General features: G+C 72.1%; 14 protein-coding genes. 8 read left to right on the forward strand and 6 right to left on the reverse strand.

Translation table 11 applies throughout. From position 1 onward, the window contains the following. Positions 1-134 precede the first annotated feature (134 nt). Positions 135-1079: an amino acid ABC transporter substrate-binding protein gene (locus tag JTN19_RS19260; protein WP_206936016.1), complete on the reverse strand. Its 945-nt coding sequence runs from the start codon at positions 1077-1079 to the stop codon at positions 135-137. Positions 1080-1562: 483 nt separating this feature from the next. Between JTN19_RS19260 and lhpI the strand changes: the two genes are divergently transcribed. Then, positions 1563-2477, forward strand: coding sequence for a bifunctional Delta(1)-pyrroline-2-carboxylate/Delta(1)-piperideine-2-carboxylate reductase (gene lhpI / locus JTN19_RS19265; RefSeq protein WP_206936018.1), 915 nt, complete (start codon positions 1563-1565; stop codon positions 2475-2477). On the opposite strand, the gene JTN19_RS19270 is transcribed toward lhpI, so the two are convergent. After that, on the reverse strand, positions 2474-2947 hold the full coding sequence (locus JTN19_RS19270) for a MarR family winged helix-turn-helix transcriptional regulator (protein ID WP_206936020.1): 474 nt from the start codon (positions 2945-2947) through the stop codon (positions 2474-2476). The two genes, lhpI and JTN19_RS19270, sit on opposite strands and share 4 nt — an antisense overlap. Before the next feature lie 153 nt (positions 2948-3100). On the opposite strand from JTN19_RS19270, the gene JTN19_RS19275 reads away from it, so the two are divergent. From JTN19_RS19275 to JTN19_RS19295, 5 genes are all read left to right on the forward strand, one after another. Continuing rightward, on the forward strand, positions 3101-4219 hold the full coding sequence (locus JTN19_RS19275) for a TRAP transporter substrate-binding protein (protein WP_206936022.1): 1119 nt from the start codon (positions 3101-3103) through the stop codon (positions 4217-4219). Positions 4220-4295: 76 nt separating this feature from the next. Further along, a complete protein-coding gene (locus JTN19_RS19280; RefSeq protein WP_206936024.1) occupies positions 4296-4907 on the forward strand; it encodes a TRAP transporter small permease subunit in 612 nt (203 codons plus the stop codon). After that, positions 4904-6307 carry a TRAP transporter large permease subunit gene (locus JTN19_RS19285; protein ID WP_206936026.1) on the forward strand — a complete coding sequence of 468 codons (1404 nt, stop codon included), beginning with the start codon at positions 4904-4906 and terminating at the stop codon, positions 6305-6307. Before JTN19_RS19280 ends, JTN19_RS19285 begins: the two co-directional genes overlap by 4 nt. 5 nt (positions 6308-6312) lie before the next feature. After that, entirely contained in the window at positions 6313-7020 is a 708-nt protein-coding gene (locus tag JTN19_RS19290) for a hypothetical protein (protein ID WP_206936028.1), read from the forward strand. A 55-nt stretch (positions 7021-7075) separates the two neighbouring features. Beyond that, positions 7076-7960 carry a polysaccharide deacetylase family protein gene (locus tag JTN19_RS19295; RefSeq protein ID WP_206936031.1) on the forward strand — a complete coding sequence of 295 codons (885 nt, stop codon included), beginning with the start codon at positions 7076-7078 and terminating at the stop codon, positions 7958-7960. A gap of 74 nt (positions 7961-8034) precedes the next feature. Here JTN19_RS19295 and JTN19_RS19300 read toward each other — a convergent pair whose 3' ends face one another. After that, positions 8035-8874: a sugar phosphate isomerase/epimerase family protein gene (locus tag JTN19_RS19300; RefSeq protein ID WP_206936033.1), complete on the reverse strand. Its 840-nt coding sequence runs from the start codon at positions 8872-8874 to the stop codon at positions 8035-8037. A 187-nt stretch (positions 8875-9061) separates the two neighbouring features. Between JTN19_RS19300 and JTN19_RS19305 the strand changes: the two genes are divergently transcribed. Together JTN19_RS19305 and JTN19_RS19310 are read left to right on the forward strand one after the other, a co-directional pair. Further along, entirely contained in the window at positions 9062-17623 is an 8562-nt protein-coding gene (locus JTN19_RS19305) for an autotransporter-associated beta strand repeat-containing protein (RefSeq protein WP_206936035.1), read from the forward strand. A gap of 49 nt (positions 17624-17672) precedes the next feature. After that, on the forward strand, positions 17673-19199 hold the full coding sequence (locus JTN19_RS19310) for a class I SAM-dependent methyltransferase (protein WP_206936037.1): 1527 nt from the start codon (positions 17673-17675) through the stop codon (positions 19197-19199). 96 nt (positions 19200-19295) lie between these two features. On the opposite strand, the gene JTN19_RS19315 is transcribed toward JTN19_RS19310, so the two are convergent. Genes JTN19_RS19315 through JTN19_RS19325 form a run of 3 tightly spaced genes read right to left on the reverse strand, consistent with a single transcriptional unit; the run spans position 19296 to position 22877 of the window. Next, positions 19296-20096, reverse strand: a complete 801-nt coding sequence (locus tag JTN19_RS19315) for a class I SAM-dependent methyltransferase (protein WP_206936038.1) — start codon at positions 20094-20096, stop codon at positions 19296-19298. Between the two features lie 13 nt (positions 20097-20109). Further along, on the reverse strand, positions 20110-21891 hold the full coding sequence (locus JTN19_RS19320) for an AMP-binding protein (protein WP_206936040.1): 1782 nt from the start codon (positions 21889-21891) through the stop codon (positions 20110-20112). After that, entirely contained in the window at positions 21888-22877 is a 990-nt protein-coding gene (locus JTN19_RS19325) for an ABC transporter substrate-binding protein (RefSeq protein WP_206936042.1), read from the reverse strand. Before JTN19_RS19325 ends, JTN19_RS19320 begins: the two co-directional genes overlap by 4 nt. Between the last annotated feature and the right edge of the window lie 33 nt (positions 22878-22910).

Below are 22910 nucleotides of genomic sequence, written 5' to 3' on the forward strand. Positions count from 1 at the left end.
CGATGGCGTGGGCCGGTCTGTCGCCGGCCCTGGGCGGCCTCGCGCCGCCAGGCGGCCCCGCCGCGCATGGCGGCGGGACATTCGCCCATTACAGGATGGAAAGGCCCGCTACAATGAGAATGGCGGTTGTCCCCTCAACGGAAGGGCGGCGCGTATTGCAGCCCGCCCGGCTGGGTCCAGAGCGCGTTGCGCCCGCGCTGCAGGCCGATCGGGGCCAAGTTGCGCTCATAGATCTCGCCGTAATGGCCGAGTGCGGCGATGACGTTCAGCATCCAGGCGTTGTCGAGGCCGAAGGGCCGCCCTGGCTCACCCGTGCGGCCCAGCAGGCGCTGCACCTCGGGGCGGGGGTCGCTTTCGGCAATCTGGCGGGCCTGGGCGGCGGTGACGCCCAGTTCCTCGGCCGTGACGAGGCCGAAATGCACCCAGCGCACCAGGTCGGCGAAGCGGGGGTCGCCTTGGCGGATCACGGGGGCCAGCGGCTCCTTGCTCAGCACATCGGGCAGGATGATGTGGTCGGCCGGGTTGGGCTGCACGGCGCGGATGGCGGCCAGCGCCGAGATGTCGGAGGTGAAGGCGTCGCAGCGCCCGCCCGCATAGGCGGCGACGATCTCCTCCAGCCGCTCGATCACGACGGGGCGGAGGTTGATGCGGTTGCTGCGCGCCCATTCGGCCAGCACCTGCTCGGCCGTGGTGCCGGACTGCACGCAGACCGTCGCACCCGCCATCTGCCGGGCGTTCTGCACGCCGAGCGAGGCCTTCAGCATGAAGCCCTGGCCGTCGAAGAAGTTGATGGGGCCGAAGTCGAAGCCCATGCCGGCGTCGCGGGCGAAGGTCCAGCTGGTGTTGCGCAGCAGCACGTCAATGTCGCCCGATTGCAGGGCGGTGAAGCGGTTCTGGGCGCCGGTGGGGATGAAGCGCACCCGCTCCTCCGCCGTGCCGAAGATGGCGATGGCGATGGCGCGGCAATAATCCACGTCGAAGCCGCGCCACTGGCCCTGGGCATCGGCCGCGGCGAAGCCCGCCAGGCCCGCATTCACCCCGCAGAGCAGGGCGCCGCGGTTGCGGATGGTGTCGATCATGCCGGCGGGAGCGGGTGCCGCGGCCGTTGCCGCGGGGGCCTGGGCCGCCGGCGCGGCGGGGGCTTGGGCCGCTGGCGCGGCGGGGGCCTGGGCGGCGGGTGGCGCGGCGGCGGGGGCAGGGGGTGTGGCGGCAGGCGCCTGGGCCGCCGGCGCCGGCTGCGGCGCGGGTGCCGGCTGCGGCGCCGGACTTGCCTGCGGCGCCGGGCTTGCCTGAGGCGCTGGCGCCTGCCCCGCCGCGGGGCCGATCGCGAGGGACATCAGCAGGGCCCCACCCAGGGCATGGGCGAAGGGTCGCCGGTTCGGCATCGTCATCTCCTGGAACCTTGGCGCGGCCGCCCCAGGGGGCGCCGCAGGTCGGGCCGGACACTGCGCCATCACCGCCCGGGGATCAATCGCAGGGCTTTTTGCGGAATGTGACAGCCGGGCCTTGTTGCCCCGGCCCGCGCCGCGCAACCTCCGGCCGTGCCGAGAGGGGAGAGGTCCATGAAGCAGCTCAACCGCGAGGAGATCGCCGCCCGCCTGCCATGGCCCGCCCTGGTGGAGGCGCTGGCGGCCATGTTCCGTGAGGGCTGCGACGCGCCGCTGCGCCACCGCCACCCCCTGCCGGGCGGCGGCAGCCTGCTGCTGATGCCGGCCGTGGGGCAGGGGCATTCGGGCGTGAAGATCGTGCATGTGGCGCCCGGCAACGCCGCGCGGGGCCTGCCGGCCGTCCATGCCGAATACCTGCTTTCCGATGCCGAGACCGGGGTGCCGGTCGCCCTGCTGGACGGGGGGGAGCTGACCGACCGCCGCACCGCGGCCGCCTCGGTGCTGGCGGCGCGGCACCTGGCGCGGCCCGATTCGCGCCGGCACCTGGTGCTGGGCGCGGGCAAGGTGGCGGCGGCGCTGGCCGAGGCCTTCCACGCCGCCTATGGCATGGAGCGCACCTCCATCTGGGCGCGCCGGCCCGAGCAGGCCCGCGCCTTGGCCGCGCGCCTGGCGGAGCACGGCGTGCCGGCGATGGCGGTGGAAAGCCCGGACCCCGGCGGCCATGACATCATCAGCGCCGCCACCCTCGCCACCGCGCCGCTGATCCTGGGTGCCAGGCTGGCGCCGGGGATGCACCTTGATCTCGTGGGCGCCTATCGCCCCGATATGCGCGAGGCCGACGGCCCGGCCCTGGCACGGGCGCTGTGCGTGGTGGACACGCGCGCGGGTGCGATGGCCGAGGCGGGGGACATTGTGCAGGCCATCGCGGAGGGGCACATCGCCCCCGGCCATGTCGCGGCGGAACTGGCGGAGCTGTGCCGCGGCCAGCATCCGGGCCGGACCGATCCGGGGCAGATCACGCTGTTCAAGTCGGTCGGCTGGGCGGGCGAGGACCTGGCGGCGGCCGTGCTGGCCACGAGGGGGAGCTAACCCTCCGCCACCCGCCGCAGCATGGACAGGAGCTGCCGCCGTTCCGCGGCCGAGAGGGGCGCCAGCACCGAATCATTGGCCCGCCGCCCCGCCTCCTGCGCGGCGCGCAGCAGCTCGGCCCCCGCCTCGGTGATGGTGAGGATGCGGGTGCGACGGTCCTGCCGGTCCGCCTCGGCCTGCACCAAGCCGCGGTCCACGAGGCGGCGCACCACCCCCTGCACCGTCGCGGAATCCATGGCGGCGAGACGCCCCAGGTGGTTCTGGGTGACGCGGCCCATTTCGGACAGGCGTAGAAGGGCGGCGAATTGCGGGCCGGTGAGGCCTAGCCCCGCCGCGCATTCCTGGAACATGGACTGGTAGCGCTGATGGGCCCGCCGCAGCATGTGTCCGGCCGAGGCGTCCAGGCTGTAGCCGGGGGCTGAGACGCCTGTCTCGGGCGAAGCGGCCGTGGGCTCCTGCTCGTCGCGCATCTATTCCCACCCTGTTGCAGTCAGTTGGCGGGAGGGGGGCTGCGCTGTCAAGCGCGGCCGCCGCGTGGAACCCGTTGCACGGCATCTTCCGTTTCACTAAACGGGTAAGGGTCGGCCGCGCGAACGGCACGTAATTCTGGGAGAGAAAAACCAATGACCTCATCCACCCCCGGGACCGCCCGCCGCGGCCTCCTCAAGGCGGGCGCCGTTGCCGCCGCCGGCGCCGCCGTGCTGGCCACGCCGGGCGTCAGCCGCGCGCAGACCACCACCCTGCGCTTCCAGTCCACCTGGCCGCAGCGCGACATCTTCCACGAATTCGCCAATGACTACGTGACGCGCGTGAACACGCTGGCCGGCGGCCGGCTGCGCGTGGAGCTGCTGCCCGCGGGCGCGGTCGTCGGCGCCTTCCAGCTGATTGACGCGGTCTCTGCCGGCACGCTCGATGGCGGCCATGGCGTCTCGGCCTACTGGTTCGGCAAGAACAAGGCGTTCAGCCTCTTCGGCACGCCCCCGGCCTGGTTCTACGACGCGAACTCCTACCTCGCCTGGTTCTACTATGGCGGCGGCGAGGCGCTGTATAATGAGCTGATCACCGACATCCTGCGCGTGAACGTGGTGGGCTTCCAGACCGGCCCCATGCCGACCCAGCCGCTGGGCTGGTTCCGCAACCGCGTCGAGAACGCCGAGCAGATGCGCGGCATGCGCTACCGCACCGTGGGCCTCGCCACCGACCTGTTCAACGCCATGGGCGCGGCGGTGACGGCGCTGCCGGGCGGCGAGATTGTGCCCGCGCTGGAGCGCGGCGTGATCGACGGCGCGGAGTTCAACAACCCGTCCTCCGACCGCGTCCTCGGCTTCCCGGACGTGGCCAAGAACTACATGCTGCAATCCTACCACCAGAACACCGAGACCTTCGAGGTGCTCTGGAACAAGGGCCGCTTCGACGGCCTGCCGGCCGAGCTGAAGGCGGTGCTGCGCGTGGCCGCCGAAGCCGCCTCGGCCGACATGTCCTGGAAGCAGCAGCTGCGCTATCCGAACGACCTGCAGGCGATGGTGACCAACAGCGGCGTGAACGTCCACATCACGCCCCGCCCCATCCTGGACGCGCAGCTGCGCGCCTGGGACGGCGTGATCGCGAACCTGGAGAGCGACGCCTTCTTCAAGAAGGTGACCGACAGCCAGCGCGACTGGTGCCGCCGCGTCAGCGCCTTCTACCTGCGCAACAACGCCTCCTCCGCCGCCGCCTTCAACCACTTCTTCGCGCGGCGCTGAGCCACTGACCCCACCACGCCCGTCCCGAACCCCCGGGGCGGGCGTTTTTCATGCCCTCCCGCCACGGAGCCCCCAGGTGCAAGCACTGCTGGTGAATGTGGACCGGATCAGCGCCTTCCTCGGCAAGGTCTTTGCCTGGTGCATCGTGCTGCTGACCGGGGCCATCGTGTACGAGGTCTTCGCGCGCTACCTCTTCCGCGCGCCGACGGCCTGGGCTTTCGATGTCTCCTACATGCTCTACGGCACGCTGTTCATGATGGCGGGGGCCTACACACTGTCGCGCCAGGGGCATGTGCGGGCGGATTTCCTCTACCGGCTGTTTCCGGTGCGGGTGCAGGGCGGGCTCGATTTCGTGCTGTACATCCTGTTCTTTTTCCCCGGCATGCTGGCGCTGGTCTATTTCGGCTGGGACTTCTTCAGCCTGTCCTACTGGCAGAACGAACGTTCCTCGATCAGCCCGAACGGGCCCTATATCTGGCCCTTCAAGTTCATCATCCCCTTCGCCGGCGCGCTCATGATCCTGCAGGGCCTGGCCGAGACGGCGCGCGCCGCCATCGCCTGGCGCACCGGCGCCTGGCCCGACCGCCTGCATGACGTGGAGGAGCTGGAAGTGCTGACGCTGAAGCAGGCGGCCGCCGCCCGCGAGGCCGAAATCGCGGCCGCGCGCCGCGCGGAGATGCCCCTGTGACCGACCCCGTCCTCGGCATGATCATGCTGGGCAGCTTCATCTTCGTGATCCTGCTCGGCTTCCCCGTCGCCTTCACCCTCACGGCCATGGGCCTCGGCTTCGGCTATCTCGGCCTCGGCCCGCGCGTCTTTGACCTGCTGGTGCAACGCACCTATGCCGTCATGGCCAATGACGTGCTGATCTCGGTGCCGCTCTTCATCTTCATGGGCTATGTGATCGAGCGCGCGAATATCCTCGACCGGCTGTTCCGCGCCTTGCAGATGGCCTCGGGCGGACTGCCGGGCTCGCTCGCCATCGCCACGCTGGCCACCTGCGCGCTGTTCGCGACGGCCACCGGCATCGTGGGCGCGGTGGTGACGCTGATGGGGCTGCTGGCTTTCCCCGCCATGCTGCGCGCGGGCTACGACCCCAAGCTCGCGGCCGGCGTCACCTGCGCGGGCGGGTGCCTCGGCATCCTGATCCCGCCCTCCATCATGCTGATCCTTTACGGTGCCACGGCGGGCGAGAGCGTGGTGCGCCTCTATGCCGCGGCCTTCCTCCCCGGCGTGGGGCTCGCGGTCCTGTACATGCTCTATGTGCTCATCCTGGCCACGGTGAAGCCCGGCATGGCGCCCCGCCTGCCGCCCGAGGAGCGCACGACGCCGGTCGCGCAGATCCTGCTCGCCCTCGTTACCTCCTTCGTGCCGCTCGCGGTGCTGATCGGCATGGTGCTGGGAGCGATCCTGTTCGGCCTAGCCACGCCCTCCGAGGCGGCGGCGATGGGGGCCGCGGGCTCGGTGCTGCTGGCGCTGCTCTACCGCAGCCTCACCTTCACCAAGCTGAAGGAGAGCGTGTTCCTCACCGCCCGCACCACCGCCATGGTCTGCTGGCTGTTCATCGGCGCCTATATCTTCACCTCGGTCTTCGGCTGGCTCGGCGGGCACCATGTGGTGGAGGAGGCGGTGAAGGCGCTCGACCTCTCGCCCATGATGTTCCTGCTGATGGCGCAGATCATCATCTTCCTGCTGGGCTGGCCGCTGGAATGGACCGAGATCGTGCTGATCTTCGTGCCCATCTTCCTGCCGCTGCTGGGCACCTTCGAGATTGACCCGATCCTCTTCGGCGTGATCGTGGCGCTGAACCTGCAGACCTCCTTCCTCACGCCGCCCGTCGCCATGGCCGCCTACTACCTCAAGGGCGTGGCGCCGCCGCATGTGAAGCTGTCGGAGATCTTCCTGGGCTGCCTGCCCTTCGTGGGCATCGTGGTCTTCGCCATGGTCATGCTCTACATCTTCCCCGAGATCGCGACCTGGCTGCCCTCCTACCTCTACGACAATGTCGGCGGGCCGGGCCAGGAACTGACCGTGCCGGATGGCGGCTTCTCCGTGGATGAGGAGCCCGCCCTGCCGGCCTTCAACTGAGCAGCATGGATCGTATGACCGACATCACCACCCAGGCCGCGAACTGGCTGCACGAGGCCTGGGAGACGGGCAACCCGCTCGCCCCTTTTCCGGAGGAGATGGCGCCCCCCGACCTCGCCGCCGGCGAGGCCATCGCCGCCGCCCTGGTCGAGACGCTGGAGATACCGGTCACCGGCATGCGCCTCGCCCCGGCGCCCGGCGACACCTGGGTCTCGGCGCCGCTGCTGGAGCCGCGCCTGCTGCGGGCCGGCACGCCGGTGGCGCTGGCCGCGCTGCGGCATATCCGCATCACGGCGGGAATCCTGGGCGTGCTTGCGGAAGACCTGACGGAAGCGCCCCCGGTTTTTTCCGCGCTGCATCCGGTCGTGGATGTGGCGGCCGAACGCTACGCCCAGGGCGCGCCCGATGCCGCGCAGCGCGTGGCGGACCTCGGCGGGCTCGGCCATGTGCTGGTGGGCAAGCGCTTCGTCGGGCCGCTGCCGGAAGTTGTCTCGGTGCGGATCGGCCCCACCGGCACCCGCCCGCGCCCCTTCGAGGTGAAGCTGGCCCCCCTGATGGACCAGCTGGTGGAGGATGCGCGCCGCTGGGGCCCGCTGCCCGCCGGCGCCGTGCTGGTCGTGGCGGGGCTGGCGCTGGGCCGCGTGCCCAACCCGGGCGAGAAATGGTCGGCCGCCGTGGCGCCCGTGGGGCGGATCACCGTGCAGTTCGCCTGAGGCTGGTCGCCTGCGGGGGCGGGGGCCATGATGCCCGCCCCTGACGGAGCGACCCATGCCTGAGCCCAACCCGCGCATCCCCTTCCGCCTCGAATCCGACGCGCCGGCGCTGCCCGCCTTCCGCGGCAAGCGCGTCATCGTGAACCTGGCCGTCAATGTCGAGCATTGGCCCTTCGACCAGCCCATGCCGCGCGCCATCCTGACGCCGCCGCACGGCATCAAGGCCATCCCGGACGTGCCCAACTTCAGCTGGGTGGAGTACGGGCTGCGGGTGGGCATGTCGCGGTTGCTGGAGATGTGCCGGGCGCTTGGCATCCGTGCCTCCAACCTCTCCAACAGCCAGATCTGCACGCATTACCCGCGCCTGGCGGAGGCCATGCTCCAGGCCGATTGGGAATTCGTGGGGCATGGCGTCTATCAGCGGGCGCTGGCCATCATCGAGGATGACAAGGCCGCGGTGGAGGAGGCGCTCACCACCATGCGCCGCTTCTCGGGGCAGAAGGTGCGCGCCTGGCTGGGCGCCGGCCTCAGCGAGAAGGCCGACACGCCGGAGGTGCTCAAGCGGAACGGCGTGGAATTCCTGCACGACTGGCTGGTGGACGACGTGCCCGTCTGGATGCGGACCGAGGCGGGGCCCTTGCTCTCGCTCCCCTACACGGTCGAGCTGAACGACGTGCCCATCTACATGCTGGCCTCCCAGGGCTCGACCGCCATGGCCGACCGCATCCGCGCCAGCATGGCGTTCTACGCGCGCGGCGGCTTCGAGCGGACGCGGGTGATGACGATCGCGCTGCACCCGCACGTCATCGGCGTGGCGCACCGGATGGAGAGCTTCTGGGCCGCGATGGAGGAGCTGGCGGCGCACCCGCAGGTGGCCTTCGCCACCTCCTCCGAGATCGGCGACTGGTTCACGGCGCTGCATCCGGCGCTCGCCGCGTGACCAACGCCTGTTGATCACGCGGGCGGGTTGGTTGGGCGGCTGATTCACGCCTTCGGTGAGTGCACCGAAGGCGATCAGGCGCCGGACGCCGCCTCCCACTCCGCCACCAGCTTGTCGCGGCCCGCGCGCATGTCGTCCGGGCCGCCGAAGGCCAGCATGTAGTGGCCGCGATAGCCCTCGCCCTCGATGAGGCGGAAGAGGGCGTTGAAGTCCATGTTGCCCTCGCCGGGAAACAGGTGCTCCTCCTTGCCGCCGCGATTGTCCGCGAGGCGCACCTCCGCCATCCGGGCCGGGCCGAAATGACGGTAGAAGCCCTCCACGCCCACGGGCAGCATATGCGCGTGGTTGGCGGTGAAGGACCAGCCGAAGACCTCCGGGTCGAGTGCCGCGAAGAAGCGCTCGCATTCAGGGATGTCGCAGGCCAGGTAGCGCACCTCGGCATCGGCGGGCTCGGGGTTCATGTTCTCCAGCAGCAGGCGCACGCCCTGGGTGCGCGCGTAGTCGCCCAGGCGTTGCAGGCGGGTCAGCGCGGCCTGGCTGCGGCGTTCGTAATCGTCGGTGAAGTGGTAGCCGGCATGGACCACGATCCAGCCCGCGCCGAGCGGCCCGGCCAGGTCCACATAGGCGCGCAGGTAGTTGTCGGTGGCGGCGGCGAGGTAAGGCGCGGTCTCGGCCATGTTCACGGCCGACAGCGTGTGCAGGCCGAGTTGCAGGCCAAGCCGTTCCTTCAGCCCGCGCGTCGCGCGCAGGCGCGCGCCGTCGAAGCCGTCGAACTCGTTGCCGGCGTCGCCGAGGCGGATGTCCAGATGCGCGAAGCCCGCGGCGGCCGCCCATTCCAGCCCCTCCTCCAGCCGCATGCGCGCGCCGAGGTCCACGCCGATGCGGGCGGAGAGGGAGGCCGTGTCGTCGGTCATGGCGGGGCTCCTTGGGAGAATGGGTCGCGCATCCCCTTGGGATTGATCGCTTAACCAATCCTACATGCGGCGGCCAGCAATGTCCTCCCCGTGCCCACGGTGGCCCGGAGGAACGCGATTCGTCGCCATCCCATCCGGTCGTGCCGCGGTCGCGCGGGCAAAACGTCTTCTGGACAGGGTGGGCTTCATGTCGAACGGGTCGGGTCAGCTGCGTCTGCGTCATCTTCTGCTGGCCTCGGCCGCCTTCTGCGTCCCCGCCTCCTCGCTGGCCGACACACGGGATCTCGTGGACGGCAACGCGGCCGGCGGCTTCATGATCGGCCCCGCCACCGGCGCCACCAACGTGACGGTGGACGGCAAGATCTTCACGAACTTCATCACCCGCGGCGGCGATGGCAGCGGTGGCGGCGCCGGCATGGGCGGCGTCTTCTTCGTGGACCAGGGCGGGCAGCTCACCCTCAACAACGTGGACTTCAACACCAACGCCGTGCGCGGCGGCAATGGCGGCGGCGGGCCCAGCCTCAGCCTCGGCACGATCGGGGTGCCGCTGACGGATCTCCAGGTGGATGTCCGCCCCCTGGACGAGCAGGGGGCGGTGCCGCTGCTGAACGAGTTCGGAGACTTCAACCGCGTGGCCATCGGCAACACGCAGGGCCTTGCCGCGGGCATGGCGGTCTCCGTGCCCAATGCGGGCCAGGCCGTGATCCAGAGCGTCAATCCCGACGGCACCATCACGCTGGACCGCACGCTGACGGGCGCCTCCGTCCTGACGCGCGAGGTGCGCCTCGGCACCGATCCCAACACGATCCTGGTGAACGACATCACCGGCATCCAGGCCAATGCCACCCTGCTGGTCGAGGAGCGGGTGACGCGCGGTCTCGACGGCGTGCCGGAGCTGAACCAGCTGGAGCTGAGCAGCACCGCCGGGCTCACGGTCGGCATGCGCCTCGCCTCCAACCCGTCGCGGACCATCATCGCCATCAACGGCAATGTCGTGACGATGAGCGGCAACCACGGCGTCTTCTCGCTCGCCCCCGTCAGCTTCGACCGCGACATCTCGCTGGTGGTGCAGAACCTGCAGGCCAGCGGCGGCGGCAATGCCGGCATCCTCACCTACGCGGCGCCGCCCGGCGGCAGCGCGCCCATCGGCCAGCTGCAACTGCCTGGCGCGGGCGACACCCCAGTCTCGGCCGCCCTCTACAACGTGACGGGGCTGACGGCGAACAGCGTGACCAGCGCGGCCGGCACGAGCCTGGTGCTGGCGGTGGACCCATTGGCGCAGGGGCTGCGGGTGGGCATGGTGCTGGAGGGGGCTGGCATCGCGGCGGGCACCACCATCACCGCCATCAGCGGCCAGAGCCTGACGCTGAGCCAGGCGGTCACCGGCGCGGTCACGGGTTTCGAGGCGCGCCTCGCCCCCATCAACGGCGCCACCCTGACGCTGCCCGTGCCCAACCCGCGGCTGGCCGTCGGCATGCGGCTGGTGGGCGAGGGCGTGCCGGCCAACACCACCATCACCGCCATCAACGGCAATGTGGTGACGCTGAGCAACAGCCTGCCTGGCACCGCGAGCGGCCTGGCCTTCTCGAACGTGGTCTCCGCCAGCTCCGGGCAGCTGCGCCTGCTGGGCGTGGACCCGGCCGCGGTGCAGAACGGCTTCACCGTGACCGTGCCGGGCGTGGGCAGCTACACCGTGACGGCCGTGACGAACCTGGGCGGGGGCGAGATCCTGCTGACGGTGCCGGGCTTCGTGCCCTCGGGCAACCTGGACCGCCTGATCGTCGCCTCGCCGCTCACGGCCGGCGGCGCGATGAACAACGTGGCCCTCACCCCCTACACGGGCATGCCGGGGGTCACGGGCGGGGCGGACGGCAAGAATGGCAACAATGCCTCCTGGATCGGCACCGTGCTGGCGGCGGGCGAGGGGCAGGCGGGCGGCATCGCGGCCCCCGGCGGCGTGGGCACCGGCACGGGCGGCACGGGTGGCGCCGGCGGCAATGGCTCCTCCGGCCTGCCGGTCAATGTGAACCTCATGGCCGGCATCTACACGGCCAAGTCGCAGGTGGCGTTGCAGGCGGGGCTGGTGGCCGCGGCCCTGGTGCCGGTGGGGGTGCCGCCGGTGCCCAACATCCCGCTCTCGATCGCCTTCAAGGCGACGCTGGCGGATGCGAAGGTGGACCTGGCGCTGGCCATCGCGCAGTTCGCGGCCTGGAACGTGGCGCTCGCCCTGGGCGAAGTCGCCTCGGGCGGCCATGGCGGCGAGGGCGGGCGCGGCGGCAATGGCGCCACCTTCTATGGTGGCGGCGCGGGTGGCGCGGGCGGCAGCGGCGGCGATGCCGGCAACACGGGCAGCGGCACGGCCGGCAATGGCGGCAATGGCGGCGCGGGCGGCACGGGCGGCTTAGGCGCGGGCGGCGGGCAGGGTGGCGCGGGTGGCAGCGCGGGCTCGGGCGCCTTCTTCCGCGAGGGCACGCCCGGCGCGGGCGGCATCGCGGGCTTCGGCGGCGGCGTGGGCGCCAATGGCGACGGCATCGGCGGCGGCGGCGGCGCGGGCATGGGTGGTGCCATCTTCGTGCGCGATGGCGGCACGCTGCTGATCACGGGCAACAGCTTCTTCGGCGACAACAACGCGGCCGGCGGCTCGGGCGGGGTGGGCGGCCAGGCCGGGGCGGGGGTGGGCAGCGACATCTTCATGATGCGCGGCGCCTCCGTCACCATCGCGCCGGGCATCGGCAACGTGGCCATCTTCATGGGTTCCATCGCCGATGACAGCCGCGCCAGCTATGAGGGGGCGCCCTTCGCGGCGGGCGATGGCGCGGGCCTGACCATCGGCGCGGGCCTGACCATCTTCAACGGCGTCAACACCTATACGGGCGCCACCGTCATCGCGGGCGGCGCCCTGGCGGCGCTGGACGGCACCGGCATCCATGCCAACAGCAATATCACCTTCGCCGGGGCCGGCCGCCTGGGGGGGATGACCGCGCTGGATGAGCTTTCGGCGGGCGTGCTGCTCTCCTCCGGCGCCTTCAACCGGCAGGTCGGCACGCAGAGCAACCGCGTGCAATGGACGGGCAGCGGCGGCTTCGCGGCCATCGCCGATGAGCTGGTGGTCAACCTGGGCGGCACCATCACGCCGCAGACCTTGACCTGGGGCGCCAACGGCTTCGTGCCGAACGATGCCTCGCTGGTCTTCGGCTCGGCCTATGCCGATGCGGCGGTGCGCTTCCGCAATCCCATCAACCTGGCGGGCGCCGAGCGCAGCATCATCCTCCGCCACGGCGCCACGGCCGATGCCATCGCGATCATGGACGGCGTCATCAGCAATGGCGCGCTGCGGATCGGCGCGCCGGGCTACAATGGCTTCCTGCACCTGCGCGGCACCAACACCTACACCGGCGGCACGATCGTGGATTTCGGCACGGTCAGCACGCAGGAATGGACGAATTCCAACAACGTGCTGGTGCCGGGCGGAACGCTGGCCGACACCGGCGCCGTCACGGTCAACCAGGGCGGCCGCTTCCTCTTCGGCACCACCGACACCATCGGCGCGCTGACGGTGAACGGGCGGGTGGACGGGCGCAGCGGCGTGCCCGTGCTGTCGCTGGTGCGCGACGTGGAAATCCTGCGCGCGCTCGACATGGCGAGCCTGACCAACAAGGGCGGCATCATCGCCATCGGCTTCGACTCCGTCTCGCGCGGGGCGGTGCTGAACGACCAGGACGGGTTGATCCTGCTGGGCGCGGGGCTGGACGCCGCGGGCCAGGTCTTCACCCAGGACGGGCAGCTGGTGGTGCTGGGGCCGCAGCGCCTCACGGTGGGCAGCCTGGTCGGCTCAGGGCTGGTGACGCTGGCCTCGGACAATCCCGACCACCTGATCCTGGACCAGAGCGGCACCTCCACCTTCGCGGGCGTGATCGAGGGCAAGGGTCACCTGACGGTCACGGGCGGCGGGCAACTCACCTTGACCGGCGCCAACACCTATACGGGCGTCACCACGGTGCAGCAGGCGCATCTGCTGACCGGCGGGTCCGGGCCGGTCTTCGGCGGCGGCGGTGACTTCCTGATCGAGGGCAAGAGCAGCCTGACCTTCGCCACGCCCGAGGCCATCGGCACGGTGGGCAATGCGGGCTCGCTCACGGTGCAGGCGGGGCAATCGCTGCAGGTGGCGGGGCTGCTCAACAGCGGGACCGTCACGCTGGATGGGCCGCTGACCAGCCTGGGCGCGGTGTGGAACAAGTCCGAAGGCGTGATCAACCTCGGCGCGGACATCCTGGCCACGGGCCAGGTGGTGACACAGGACGGGCAGCTGACCGTGACGGGCACGCGCGGCATCAGCGTGGCGCAGTTCCTGGGCGATGGCACGGTGACGCTCTCCGCCGGCAGCCGGCTGAACCTGAATCAGAGCGGAGATTCCACCTTCGCCGGCGTGATCGAAGGCAGTGGGGCCTTCCACCGCCAGGGCAAGGGTGAGCTCGTGCTCACGGGGGTGAACACCTACACGGGGCTGACCACGGTGGAGGCGGGGCACCTTCGCACCTCGGGCACGGCCGGCCGTCTGGCCGGGGGCGGGGCCTTCACGGTGAATGACGGCGCGCGGCTGACCTTCGGCACCAGCGAGGTGATCGGCGTGCTGGGCAACAGCGGCGCGGTGACCCTGGATGCCGGGCAGACGCTGACGGTGGCGAGCCTGCTCAACACCGGCACGGGCGCCATGACGCTGAACGGCGTGCTGACCAGCCTGGGCGCGGTGCAGAACCAGGCGGGCGGGACCATCGCGCTCGACGCGGACCTCAACGCCACCGGCCAGACCGTGACGCAGGATGGCGCGATGACGGTCACCGGCGTGCGGACCCTCTCCACGGCGGGGCTGACCGGCGCGGGCAGCATCGGCATGGCCAAGGGCGGCGGCACGCCGGACCACCTGGTGCTCGCGCAGACCGGTCCCTCCACCTTCGCGGGCGCCTTCACCGGCGCGGGCGAGCTGTCGCTGACCGGCGGCGGCACGCTGACGCTGACCGGCAGCAGCACGCTTTCTGGCATTGTCCATGTGCTGAGCGGCCATCTGCGGACCCAGGGCGCGGCGAACCGGCTGACGGGCACGCCGGAGCTGCGCGTGGCGCCCGCGGGCGTGGTCACCTTCGACACGGCCGAGGGCCTGGGCATCGTCACCAGCCAGGGCGTGGCCACGGCCAACCAGGCGCTGACCGTGGCGCGGCTGACCAACCAGTCGGGCGCGACGCTGAACCTGAACGCGCCGCTGACGAGCCTGGGCGCGGTGTGGAACCAGGCGGGCGGCGTGGTGAACCTGGCCTCGGACATCACGGCCACGGGCCAGGTGGTGACGCAGGATGGGCAGCTGATGGTCACGGGCACGCGCGGCATCAACGCCGCGGAGTTCCTGGGCGTGGGCACCGTGACGCTCTCCCCCGGCAGCCGGCTGGACCTGAACCAGAGCGGAGATTCCACCTTTGCCGGCGTGATCGAGGGCAGCGGCGCCTTCCACCGCCAGGGCAAGGGCGAGCTCGTGCTGACCGGGCTGAACACCTACACGGGCCTGACCACGGTGGAGGCGGGGCACCTCCGCACCTCGGGTGCCGCGGGGCGCCTCGCCGGAGGCGGGGCCTTCACGGTGGATGACGGCGCGCGGCTGACCTTCGGCACCCCCGAGGTGATCGGCGTGCTGGGCAACAGCGGCGCCGTGACGCTGGACGCCGGGCGGACACTGACGGTGGCGAGCCTGCTCAACACCGGCACGGGCGCGATGACGCTGAACGGCGTGCTGACCAGCCTGGGCGCGGTGCAGAACCAGGCGGGCGGGACCATCGCGCTCGACGCGGACCTCAACGCCACCGGCCAGACCGTGACGCAGGATGGGCAGTTGACCGTCACGGGCCAGCGCACACTCACCCTCGGCCAGTTCACCGGCGGCGGCGGCGTGACGCTGAGCGACGGCGCGCGGCTCACCATCGCTCAGTCCGGCAACTCCACCTTCGCGGGCGTGATGCAGGGGCCGGGCGATTTCACCCGCGCGGGCGCCGGCACGCTGACGCTGACGGGCGTGCAGGGCTTCACGGGGCTGGCCACAGTGCAGCCCGGCGCCACGCTGGCGCTGGCTGGTTCCGGCGCCATCGCCACCGCCTCGGGCCTCGCGCTGGGGGGTATCTTCGACATCTCGGCCACGTCGGGCGGGGCCTCGCTGCGCGCGCTGACCGGCGCGGGCCAGGTGGTGCTGGGCAATGATGCCGGCAATCCGCGCAGCCTGCGCCTGACGGCGGCGGAGGGCAGCTTCGGCGGCCAGATCACCGGCGCGGGCGGCCTCTTCGTGGATGGCGGCGCGGCGGTCTTCACCGGGGCCAGCACCTATGCCGGCCCCACCACCATCGCCACGGGTGCGAGCCTGGCGCTGGGCGGCATGGGCGGCATCGCCGGCTCCTCGCAGGTGCTGGTGGATGGGCTGTTCGCCGTGCAGGGCAGCTCGCCGGGGGTGAATCTCCAGGCGCTGTCGGTGCGGTCGGGCGGCGTGGCGCAGGCAGGGGCGCCGGTGCAGGTGACGGGGACGCTGCAGGTCTCGGTCGGCACGCTGAACGGCCCCGCCACCTTCACCGCGCCGCGCTATGAGCTGACCAACGCCGCGGTCAACGCGCCGCTGGGGGCGGGCGAGATGCAGGTGGCCGGCAACAGCTTCCTTACCGCGCCCTCGGCCGCCGGCTCGGTGCTGGTGCTGGAGAACGCCACGCTCGGCCTGATGGGCGCGCAGCTGTTGAGCGACCAGGCGGGGGTGGAAATCCGCACCACCGGGCGGCTCGCGCTGCTGGGCGGCGACCAGACCATCCGCGACCTCAGCGGCGCCGGCAACATCGTGCTGAACGGCTTTGAGCTGCGCGTCACGGGCAACAGCATCTTCACCGGCGCCTTCGAGGGCGCGGGCGATGTGCTGGTCTCCGCCGGCCAGTTGCAGATCGGCAGCGACACGCGGCAGACGCAGCTGACGGTGGGGCAGGGCGGGCAGCTGGACGTGACGGGCTCCGTCACCTCCACCGACATGACCATGGTGCAGGGCGACATGACCATCGCGCCCGGCGGCCAGGTGAACACGCCCAACTTCACGCTGGCCACCGGCGGATCCACCCAGGTGGGCGGGACGCTGCAATCGGGGCTCACGCAGGTGCTGGGCACGATGACCCTGACGGGTGGCACCGTGCAGAACACCCAGATGATGATCTCGGGGCTCGGCGGCACGCTGGGCGGCACGGGCACCGTCACCGGGAATACGCAGGTGATGGGGGGCGGTCTGCTGGCGGCGGGCTTCTCGGTCGGCGCGCTGAGTTTCGACAACCTGACCATCGGCGCCGGCGGCCGGGTGGAGCTGGAAATCGAGGGCGCGGCCGGCGCCGGCGCGCTGGACGGGCATGACGTCTATCGCGCCAGCGGTGACATCACCATTGACCGCGCGGCGGTGCTGGACATCCGGCGCTACACCGGGCCCTTCACCTCCAACGGCGCCTTCGAGGCGGCGCGCGGCCAGAGCTTCCGCTTCCTGGAAGCGGGCCTGGGCCGGATATCGGGCGCCTTCGGCACCATCACCTCCGATTTCGACCGGGGCCTCATCGTGAACCTCGGCACGGGCGAGGCCATCGGCACCGGCCGCCCGGTGGGCGAGGCGCTGGAAGCCACGCTCGGCCGCAACGCCAATGAACGGCGGATGGTGCGGGATCTGCGCGTGGCCGGCACCGCCGGCAATGTGGAGCAGTTCCACGGCGGGCGGCTGGTGGCCGATGCGCTGAAGGCCGATGGCGTCTCGCCCGAGGCCGCTTCGCGGGTATTCCAGCGCAGTTCACCCGAGGGCTATGCCGGGCTGAACGACCATGCGCGCCGCGCCGCGCGCGCCCACCTCGAGGCCGCCTTCCAGGGCGGGGAGCGGCAGCAGATGGGCCGCTTCACGGTCTTCGCGGCCGGCGAGATGTCGCGCGCCGGGCGTTCGCGCTCGCATGACGGGGCGGGCTACACCATCACCTCCTCCGGGATGCAGTTCGGCGCCGAGACGGGGGTGGACCGGCTGCGCCTCGCGGTCTTCGGCGGCATGGAGCGGGGCACGGTCAACACGCCCCTGCTGCGCGGCAATGCCGATGGCTGGAGCTTCGGTGGGCGGCTTTCCTACCTGCTCGACCCCGCGCGTGACTTGACGCTTTCGCTGGACGGCATCTATGCCAGCTTCGGCCAGGATGGGCGGCGCCAGACGCTGAACGGCAGCTCGCGCTTCCGCACCCGCTCCGATGCGGGGATGGTGCGGCTCGCGGCCGGCTACACCGCCTGGCGGGGCGGGCGCTGGCAACTGCGCCCCGAGGTGGGCCTCGGCTATGGCAGCGCCACCACCCGCGCCTTCACCGAGAGCAATGCCGCGGCGCTGGAGGCGCTGAGCGTGGGTCGGCAGACCTCCTCGGGCCTCATGCTCGATGCCGGCTTCGGCACCGAATTCCAGGCCTCCGAGCGCTTCACCGTCACGGGCGGGCTGCGCGTGGTCGCGGATTTCGCGGGCTCCCGCCGGCGGGTGGATGCGGGCTTCGCGGGGGATCCGGGCCGCTTCTCCGTCAACGCGCCCGGGCTCGGCACCGTCACGGGCGAGGCGCGGATGGGCGTCGAGTTCCGCCCCACGGGCGCGCTGAGCCTGCGTCTCAACGGGGGCGCGGGTGTCTCCGACCATGGCGTCTTCTCGGGCGATCTCTCGGCCCGCGCGGCGCTTCGCTTCTGACACGGCACGGGCCCCGAAAACCGGGGCCCCTCACTGAAAGGAATTCAGCATGCAGGACTGGACCGCGGGCTATGTGTCCGAGATCGCCTACACCTATGGCTACTACCCGGAGCTGAACCCGCAGCGCGCGCGCCTGGCACTGCTCAGCGCGGGGCTGCTGCCGCCCGAGTTCCGCCAGGCCTGCGAACTGGGCTTCGGGCAGGGTGTCAGCGTCAACATCCACGCCGCGGCGGCGGGTACCACCTGGCACGGCACGGATTTCAACCCGACGCAGACCGCCTTCGCGCGGGACATGGCGCGCGCCTCGGGTGCGGCGGCCCAGCTGCGCGACCAGGCCTTCGCGGAATTCTGCGCCGATCCATCCCTGCCGGAATTCGACTTCATCGGCCTGCACGGCGTCTGGTCCTGGGTGTCGGATGCGAACCGCGAGGTGCTGGTGGACTTCCTGCGCCGCAAGCTGGCGGTGGGGGGCGTGCTGTGCATCAGCTACAACACCATGCCGGGCTGGGCCTCCTTCGCGCCCATGCGGCACCTGATGGCGCAGCACATGGGCGTGCTGGGCAGCGACGGGCAGGGGATCACGGCGCGCATTGACGGCGCGCTGGACTTCGTGGGCAAGCTTTTCGCCACCCAGCCGCTCTTCGCCCGCGCCAATCCGCTGGTAGCGGAACGGGTGGAGGCCATGAAGGGCTACAACCGCCACTACCTCGCGCATGAATTCTTCAACCGCGACTGGCACCCGATGCATGTGGCGACGGTGGCGGACTGGCTGGCACCGGCCAAGCTCAGCTACGCCTGTTCCGCAAACCTGACCGAGCATGTGCCCGCCCTTGGCCTCACGCCCGAGCAGCGCAACCTGCTTGCCGAGATCCCCGACCGGATGTTCCGCGAGACGGTGCGGGACTTCATGCTGAACACCCAGTTCCGCCGCGACTACTGGGTGAAGGGGCGGCGCGAGGCCTCGCCCCTGCAACTGGTCGAGCGGCTGCGGGAAGAGCGGGTGGTGCTGGCGGTGCCGCGCAATGAGGCGTCCTTCACGCTGCCCGGGCCGCTGGGCGAGGTCACGCTCAACCCCGCCGTCTATGGCCCGGTGCTGGACGCGCTGGCCGACCACACGCCGCGCGCCATCGGGGAATTGCCCCTGCCCGCGCAGGGGGGCTTCGGCCAGTTGCTGGAGGCGGTGCTGCTGCTGTGCGGCTCGGGCCAGGTGGCGCCCGCCCAGGACGAGGCGGCCATCCAGGCCGCGCGGCCCGTCGTGGCGCGGCTGAACGCGCATCTCTGCGCGGCGGCGCGGGGCAGCGGGGATGTGACCTGGCTGGCCAGCCCCGTGACGGGGGGCGGGGTGCCGGTGGACCGTGTGGCGCAGATGTTCCTGGGCGCGCGCGCGGCCGGGATCGCGCGGCCCGCCGCCTGGGCCGAGGCGGCCTGCGCCACGCTCGCGAGCCAGGGCCAGGGCCTGCTGCGCGAGGGCAAGCCGCTCGCCTCGGAAGAGGAGAATTTGGCGGAGATGACCCGGCTGGCGGAGGGCTTCGCCGCGCATCGCCTGCCGCTGCTGCAGGCGCTGGGGGTGGCGTAGCGCCTGATCGCCTGTGGTGGAATCGCCAAAGGCACGAATCACGCCGCTCGGCAAAGGCTGCGGCGTGATCAATGAACGGTGATCACGCTGTAGGCGCTAAGGCGCCGCCCCGCCGGGCTTCCGCCCCCAGGCCTGCACGACGGTGTAGAGGATCGCCGTGGTGCCCGGATCATCCAGGTGCGACCGACAGGCCGCGATGGCCTCGTCCAGCGCCGCGCCATCCGCCAGGCCGGCGCGCAGCAGCGGGCCGCGCAGCGAGTCCACGATGTCCGGCAGCCAGGCGGCCTGCGGGTCGCCCGCCTGGCAGGAGACCAGGAAAGGGCGGTAGCGCAACTCGCGCAGCCCCGCCTGCCGCAGCAGCCCGAACAGCCGCCGGGCGACGCCACGGCCGGTGCCGCTCTGCTCCAGCCCCGCGCCGAGCATGGCCTTCAGCCGCGCGAAGGCGGGGTGCGGGGGGAAGCAGGCCATGCTGGACAGGTCCTGTTCCTGCAACGCCACCATCCCCCCAGGGCGGGCCAGCCGGATCGCCTCCGCGAGCAGCGTGTCGAACCGCGCCGCGCCCGCGAAGAGGAAGCGGCCATGCACCAGGTCGAAGCCGCCACCGGGCAGGCCCGTCCGGCAGGCATCCGCCTCCAGGTACTCGACCGCGCCCGCCGCCTCGGCGCGCGCGTGGTCGAGGAAGCGGCGTTCCAGGTCCACGCCCGTCACCAGGCCCGGCGCGCCGGCCCGCGCCGCCATCAGCCGCGCCACGTCGCCGAGGCCGCAGGCGAGGTCGAGGCAGCGCCAGCCCGGCCCGACCCCGATGGAGGAGAGCAGCGCCTCGGTCTCCTCGGTCAGCCAGGCGCCCTGCGCCGCCAGCCGGCCGATCTCGCCCGCGCGGGGTTCCAGGGGGTACATCGCGGGGCGCGCCTCAGGCCGCCTCTTCCGTGAGGCGGTCCACCGCCGCGGCCATGTCGGCCAGGCGGGGATGCTCCAGCAGGTCGGAATCGGTGATGAACACCGCGCGATGCTCGTAGAGGCCGGCGGCCACCTGCAGCATGTCGAGCGAATCCCCGCCGAACTCGAAGAAGTCATCCTCGCGGCCAACCTCGTCCACCTCGAAGATCTCGCTCCAGATCTCGGCCAGCAGCCGCTCGGTCTCGCCGCGGGTCGGCACCGGCGGCGCCATGCCGTCGGGCCGCGTGCCGCTGAGCGGCGGCAGGCGCCCGCGCGCGATCTTGTTGCCGGCCGAGCGCGGCAGGGCCGCGAAGACGCCGACACGCCAGGGCAGCATGTAGTCCGGCAGTTGCGAGGCGAGGCGCCGCCGCAGGGTGAGGCCATTGATCTCCACGCCCGGCGCGGGCTGCACCCAGGCGGCCAGCCGCATGTCGCCGCCCGCCGTCCGCACGGCCTGCACGACACCCTCCGCCACGCCCTCCTGCCGGCACAGCACCGCCTCCACGGCGGCCAGCTCCACGCGGTAGCCGCGGATCTTCACCATGTGGTCGGCCCGGCCGAGATGCTCCAGCATCCCGTCCGGGTGCAGCCGGCCCAGGTCGCCGGTGAAGACGCGGAAAGACCCCGGGCGCTCGGGATCGGGGCGGAAACGCTCCGCCGTCAGCTCCGGGCGGTTCCAGTAGCCGATGGCCGTGTAGTCGCCGGAGACGACGATCTCCCCGATCTCGCCCAGCGGCACCGGCTCGCCCTGCTCGTCCACCAGGGTGACGTGGCGGTCCTCGACCGGCCAGCCGACCGGCACCGCCTCGCGCCCCTGCACGGCCGCGGGATCCACCACCCATTCGGCGATCATGCCGGCCTCGCTGCTGGCCAGGCGGTTCACCACGGCGCAGTCCCAGCCCAGGCGGTCGCGCAGCGCTGTGACATCCTCCGGGCGCAGCACCTCGCCGCCCACGATGATGCGGCGCGGCTGCCAGGCCTGGCGTTCGGGCATGCGCGCCTCGACGAGGTCACGCAGCACGGGGGGCGTCACCGGCAGCACGGTGATCCGCCGCTCCGCCGCCCAGCGCCCGAGGGCCAGCAGGCCGTGGCGGCGGCCGTCGAAGACCTCCACCGTGGCGCCGGCCAGCAGCCCGCCCAGGATGGCCGAGATGGAGCCCGCGAAGGCGAAGGAGGAGAGGTGCGCGATGCGGTCGCCCGGCGCATAGCCGTGGTGGCGCGTCTGCAACCCGGCATGCCAGCACAGCGAACGCTGGGTGCGGACCACGCCCTTGGCCGGCCCGGTGCTGGCCGAGGTGAGGTAGATGATGGCCGGGTCCTCCGGCCGCGGCGCCGGGATCGCATCGGCAGGCGCGGCGCAGGCCGCCCCCACCTGCACCGGCACCTGGCCCGCGCGGTCGCGGCACCAGGCCTCCTGCGCCGGCGCGGTGACGATGCGCGCCACCTGGGCGAAGAGGCCCATCACATCCTCGGGCGGCGCGGCCGGGTCTATGGGCATGGCCGGCACGCCGGCCTTGAGCGCGCCGAGCAGGGCGATGACGGCCTCGGTGCCGATGCCGAAGACTAGGGCCACCGCGCCGCCCGGCGGCAGGTCCGCCAGCGAGGCGGCCGCGCGGTCGGTCTCGGCGTCCAGCGCGGCGTAGGTGAGGGCGCGCCCGTCCTCGACCAGCGCCTCGGCGTCCGGCAGGGCCTCGACGATGCGGCGCAGGCGGGTGGGGATCGTGCCGTCGAATTCGGCGCGGTCGAAGGGGATCACGGCGTGATCTCCGCCACCAGGTCGGCCGGCGCCAGCACGCGGTCCACCAGCCGCCGCTGCCGCAGCCAGTCCTGGTAGGTCAGCAGGCTGTCCAGGTTCAGCGCGCCATCGGCCGGCATGCTGGGCCAGCAGGCCCGCGCCAGAAGCTCGGGCGAAAGCCGTGTGGCGCGGGAGAGGATCTCGAGGTTGCGCGGCGTCTTGCCCTCATTGTAGCGGAGCAGCGCCGCGCGATAGGCGCGCAGGAAGCGGCGGCCCAGCGCCTGCCCATCGGCCAGCATCCGCTCCGAGAACATCAGCGCGGTGAACTGGCCGCCGGGCAGCAATTCCTCCGCCCCCACGGCGACGCGGCCCACCCCGGCCTCGTTGAGCCGCGCCACCCAGGGCTCGGAGAGGAAGGCGAGGTCCAGCGCGCCGGCGGCCAGCGCCGCCTGCTGCGCCGGCACCGGCATTTCCCGGAACTGCACCTGCAGCCGCTCGGCGCCGCGCCGCTGCCGCAGCAGGTCCACCAGGAAGCCCTCGAAGGCGTTCTGGTCGGCGCTGACGCGCAGCGACCGCGCCTCGCCCGAGGTCAGCGCCGCGAGCGTGAGCCCGGTGCCGTAGAAGGCGGCATAGGAGCATGGCGCCGGCGCCAGCATCACGCCGGAGGCCACCAGCCGGGCGCGGCCGCCGCGCGCCACCGCGTTGAACAGCGCGGGCGAGGCCTGCGGGATGCCCGCGTCCAGGTCCCCGCTCATCAGCCCCGGCAGGGCGAGGTGGGAGGAGGAGAGGGCGACCGGCTCGATGGTGATGCCCTCGCGGGCGAAGAGGCCTTCCTCCAGCGCGATGAAGATGGGCGCCTGCGACAGGAAGGGTAGCACCACGAGCTTCACGCGCTCCGCCCGCGCCGCCGCCGGCAGCAGCGCCGCGAGGCAGAGCGCGAGGCCCAGCACCCGGCCGAGCCTTGCCATGCCGCGCGCGGCACGCGTCCATCCTGGCTTCGTCAGCATCCGGGGTGATCCTTCGGAAAGGCGGCCGGCCAC

Origin of the sequence: Roseococcus thiosulfatophilus, assembly GCF_017311575.1 — a bacterium.
Classification (GTDB): Bacteria; Pseudomonadota; Alphaproteobacteria; order Acetobacterales; family Acetobacteraceae; genus Roseococcus; species Roseococcus thiosulfatophilus.

Bases quoted from the DNA above. Each gene is read 5' to 3' on its own strand.
- JTN19_RS19260 (WP_206936016.1), bottom strand. From the start codon at position 1,079: ATGATCGACACCATCCGCAACCGCGGCGCCCTGCTCTGCGGGGTGAAT.
- lhpI (WP_206936018.1), top strand. From the start codon at position 1,563: ATGAAGCAGCTCAACCGCGAGGAGATCGCCGCCCGCCTGCCATGGCCC.
- JTN19_RS19270 (WP_206936020.1), bottom strand. From the start codon at position 2,947: ATGCGCGACGAGCAGGAGCCCACGGCCGCTTCGCCCGAGACAGGCGTC.
- JTN19_RS19275 (WP_206936022.1), top strand. From the start codon at position 3,101: ATGACCTCATCCACCCCCGGGACCGCCCGCCGCGGCCTCCTCAAGGCG.
- JTN19_RS19290 (WP_206936028.1), top strand. From the start codon at position 6,313: ATGGATCGTATGACCGACATCACCACCCAGGCCGCGAACTGGCTGCAC.
- JTN19_RS19295 (WP_206936031.1), top strand. From the start codon at position 7,076: ATGCCTGAGCCCAACCCGCGCATCCCCTTCCGCCTCGAATCCGACGCG.
- JTN19_RS19300 (WP_206936033.1), bottom strand. From the start codon at position 8,874: ATGACCGACGACACGGCCTCCCTCTCCGCCCGCATCGGCGTGGACCTC.
- JTN19_RS19305 (WP_206936035.1), top strand. From the start codon at position 9,062: ATGTCGAACGGGTCGGGTCAGCTGCGTCTGCGTCATCTTCTGCTGGCC.
- JTN19_RS19310 (WP_206936037.1), top strand. From the start codon at position 17,673: ATGCAGGACTGGACCGCGGGCTATGTGTCCGAGATCGCCTACACCTAT.
- JTN19_RS19315 (WP_206936038.1), bottom strand. From the start codon at position 20,096: ATGTACCCCCTGGAACCCCGCGCGGGCGAGATCGGCCGGCTGGCGGCG.
- JTN19_RS19325 (WP_206936042.1), bottom strand. From the start codon at position 22,877: ATGCTGACGAAGCCAGGATGGACGCGTGCCGCGCGCGGCATGGCAAGG.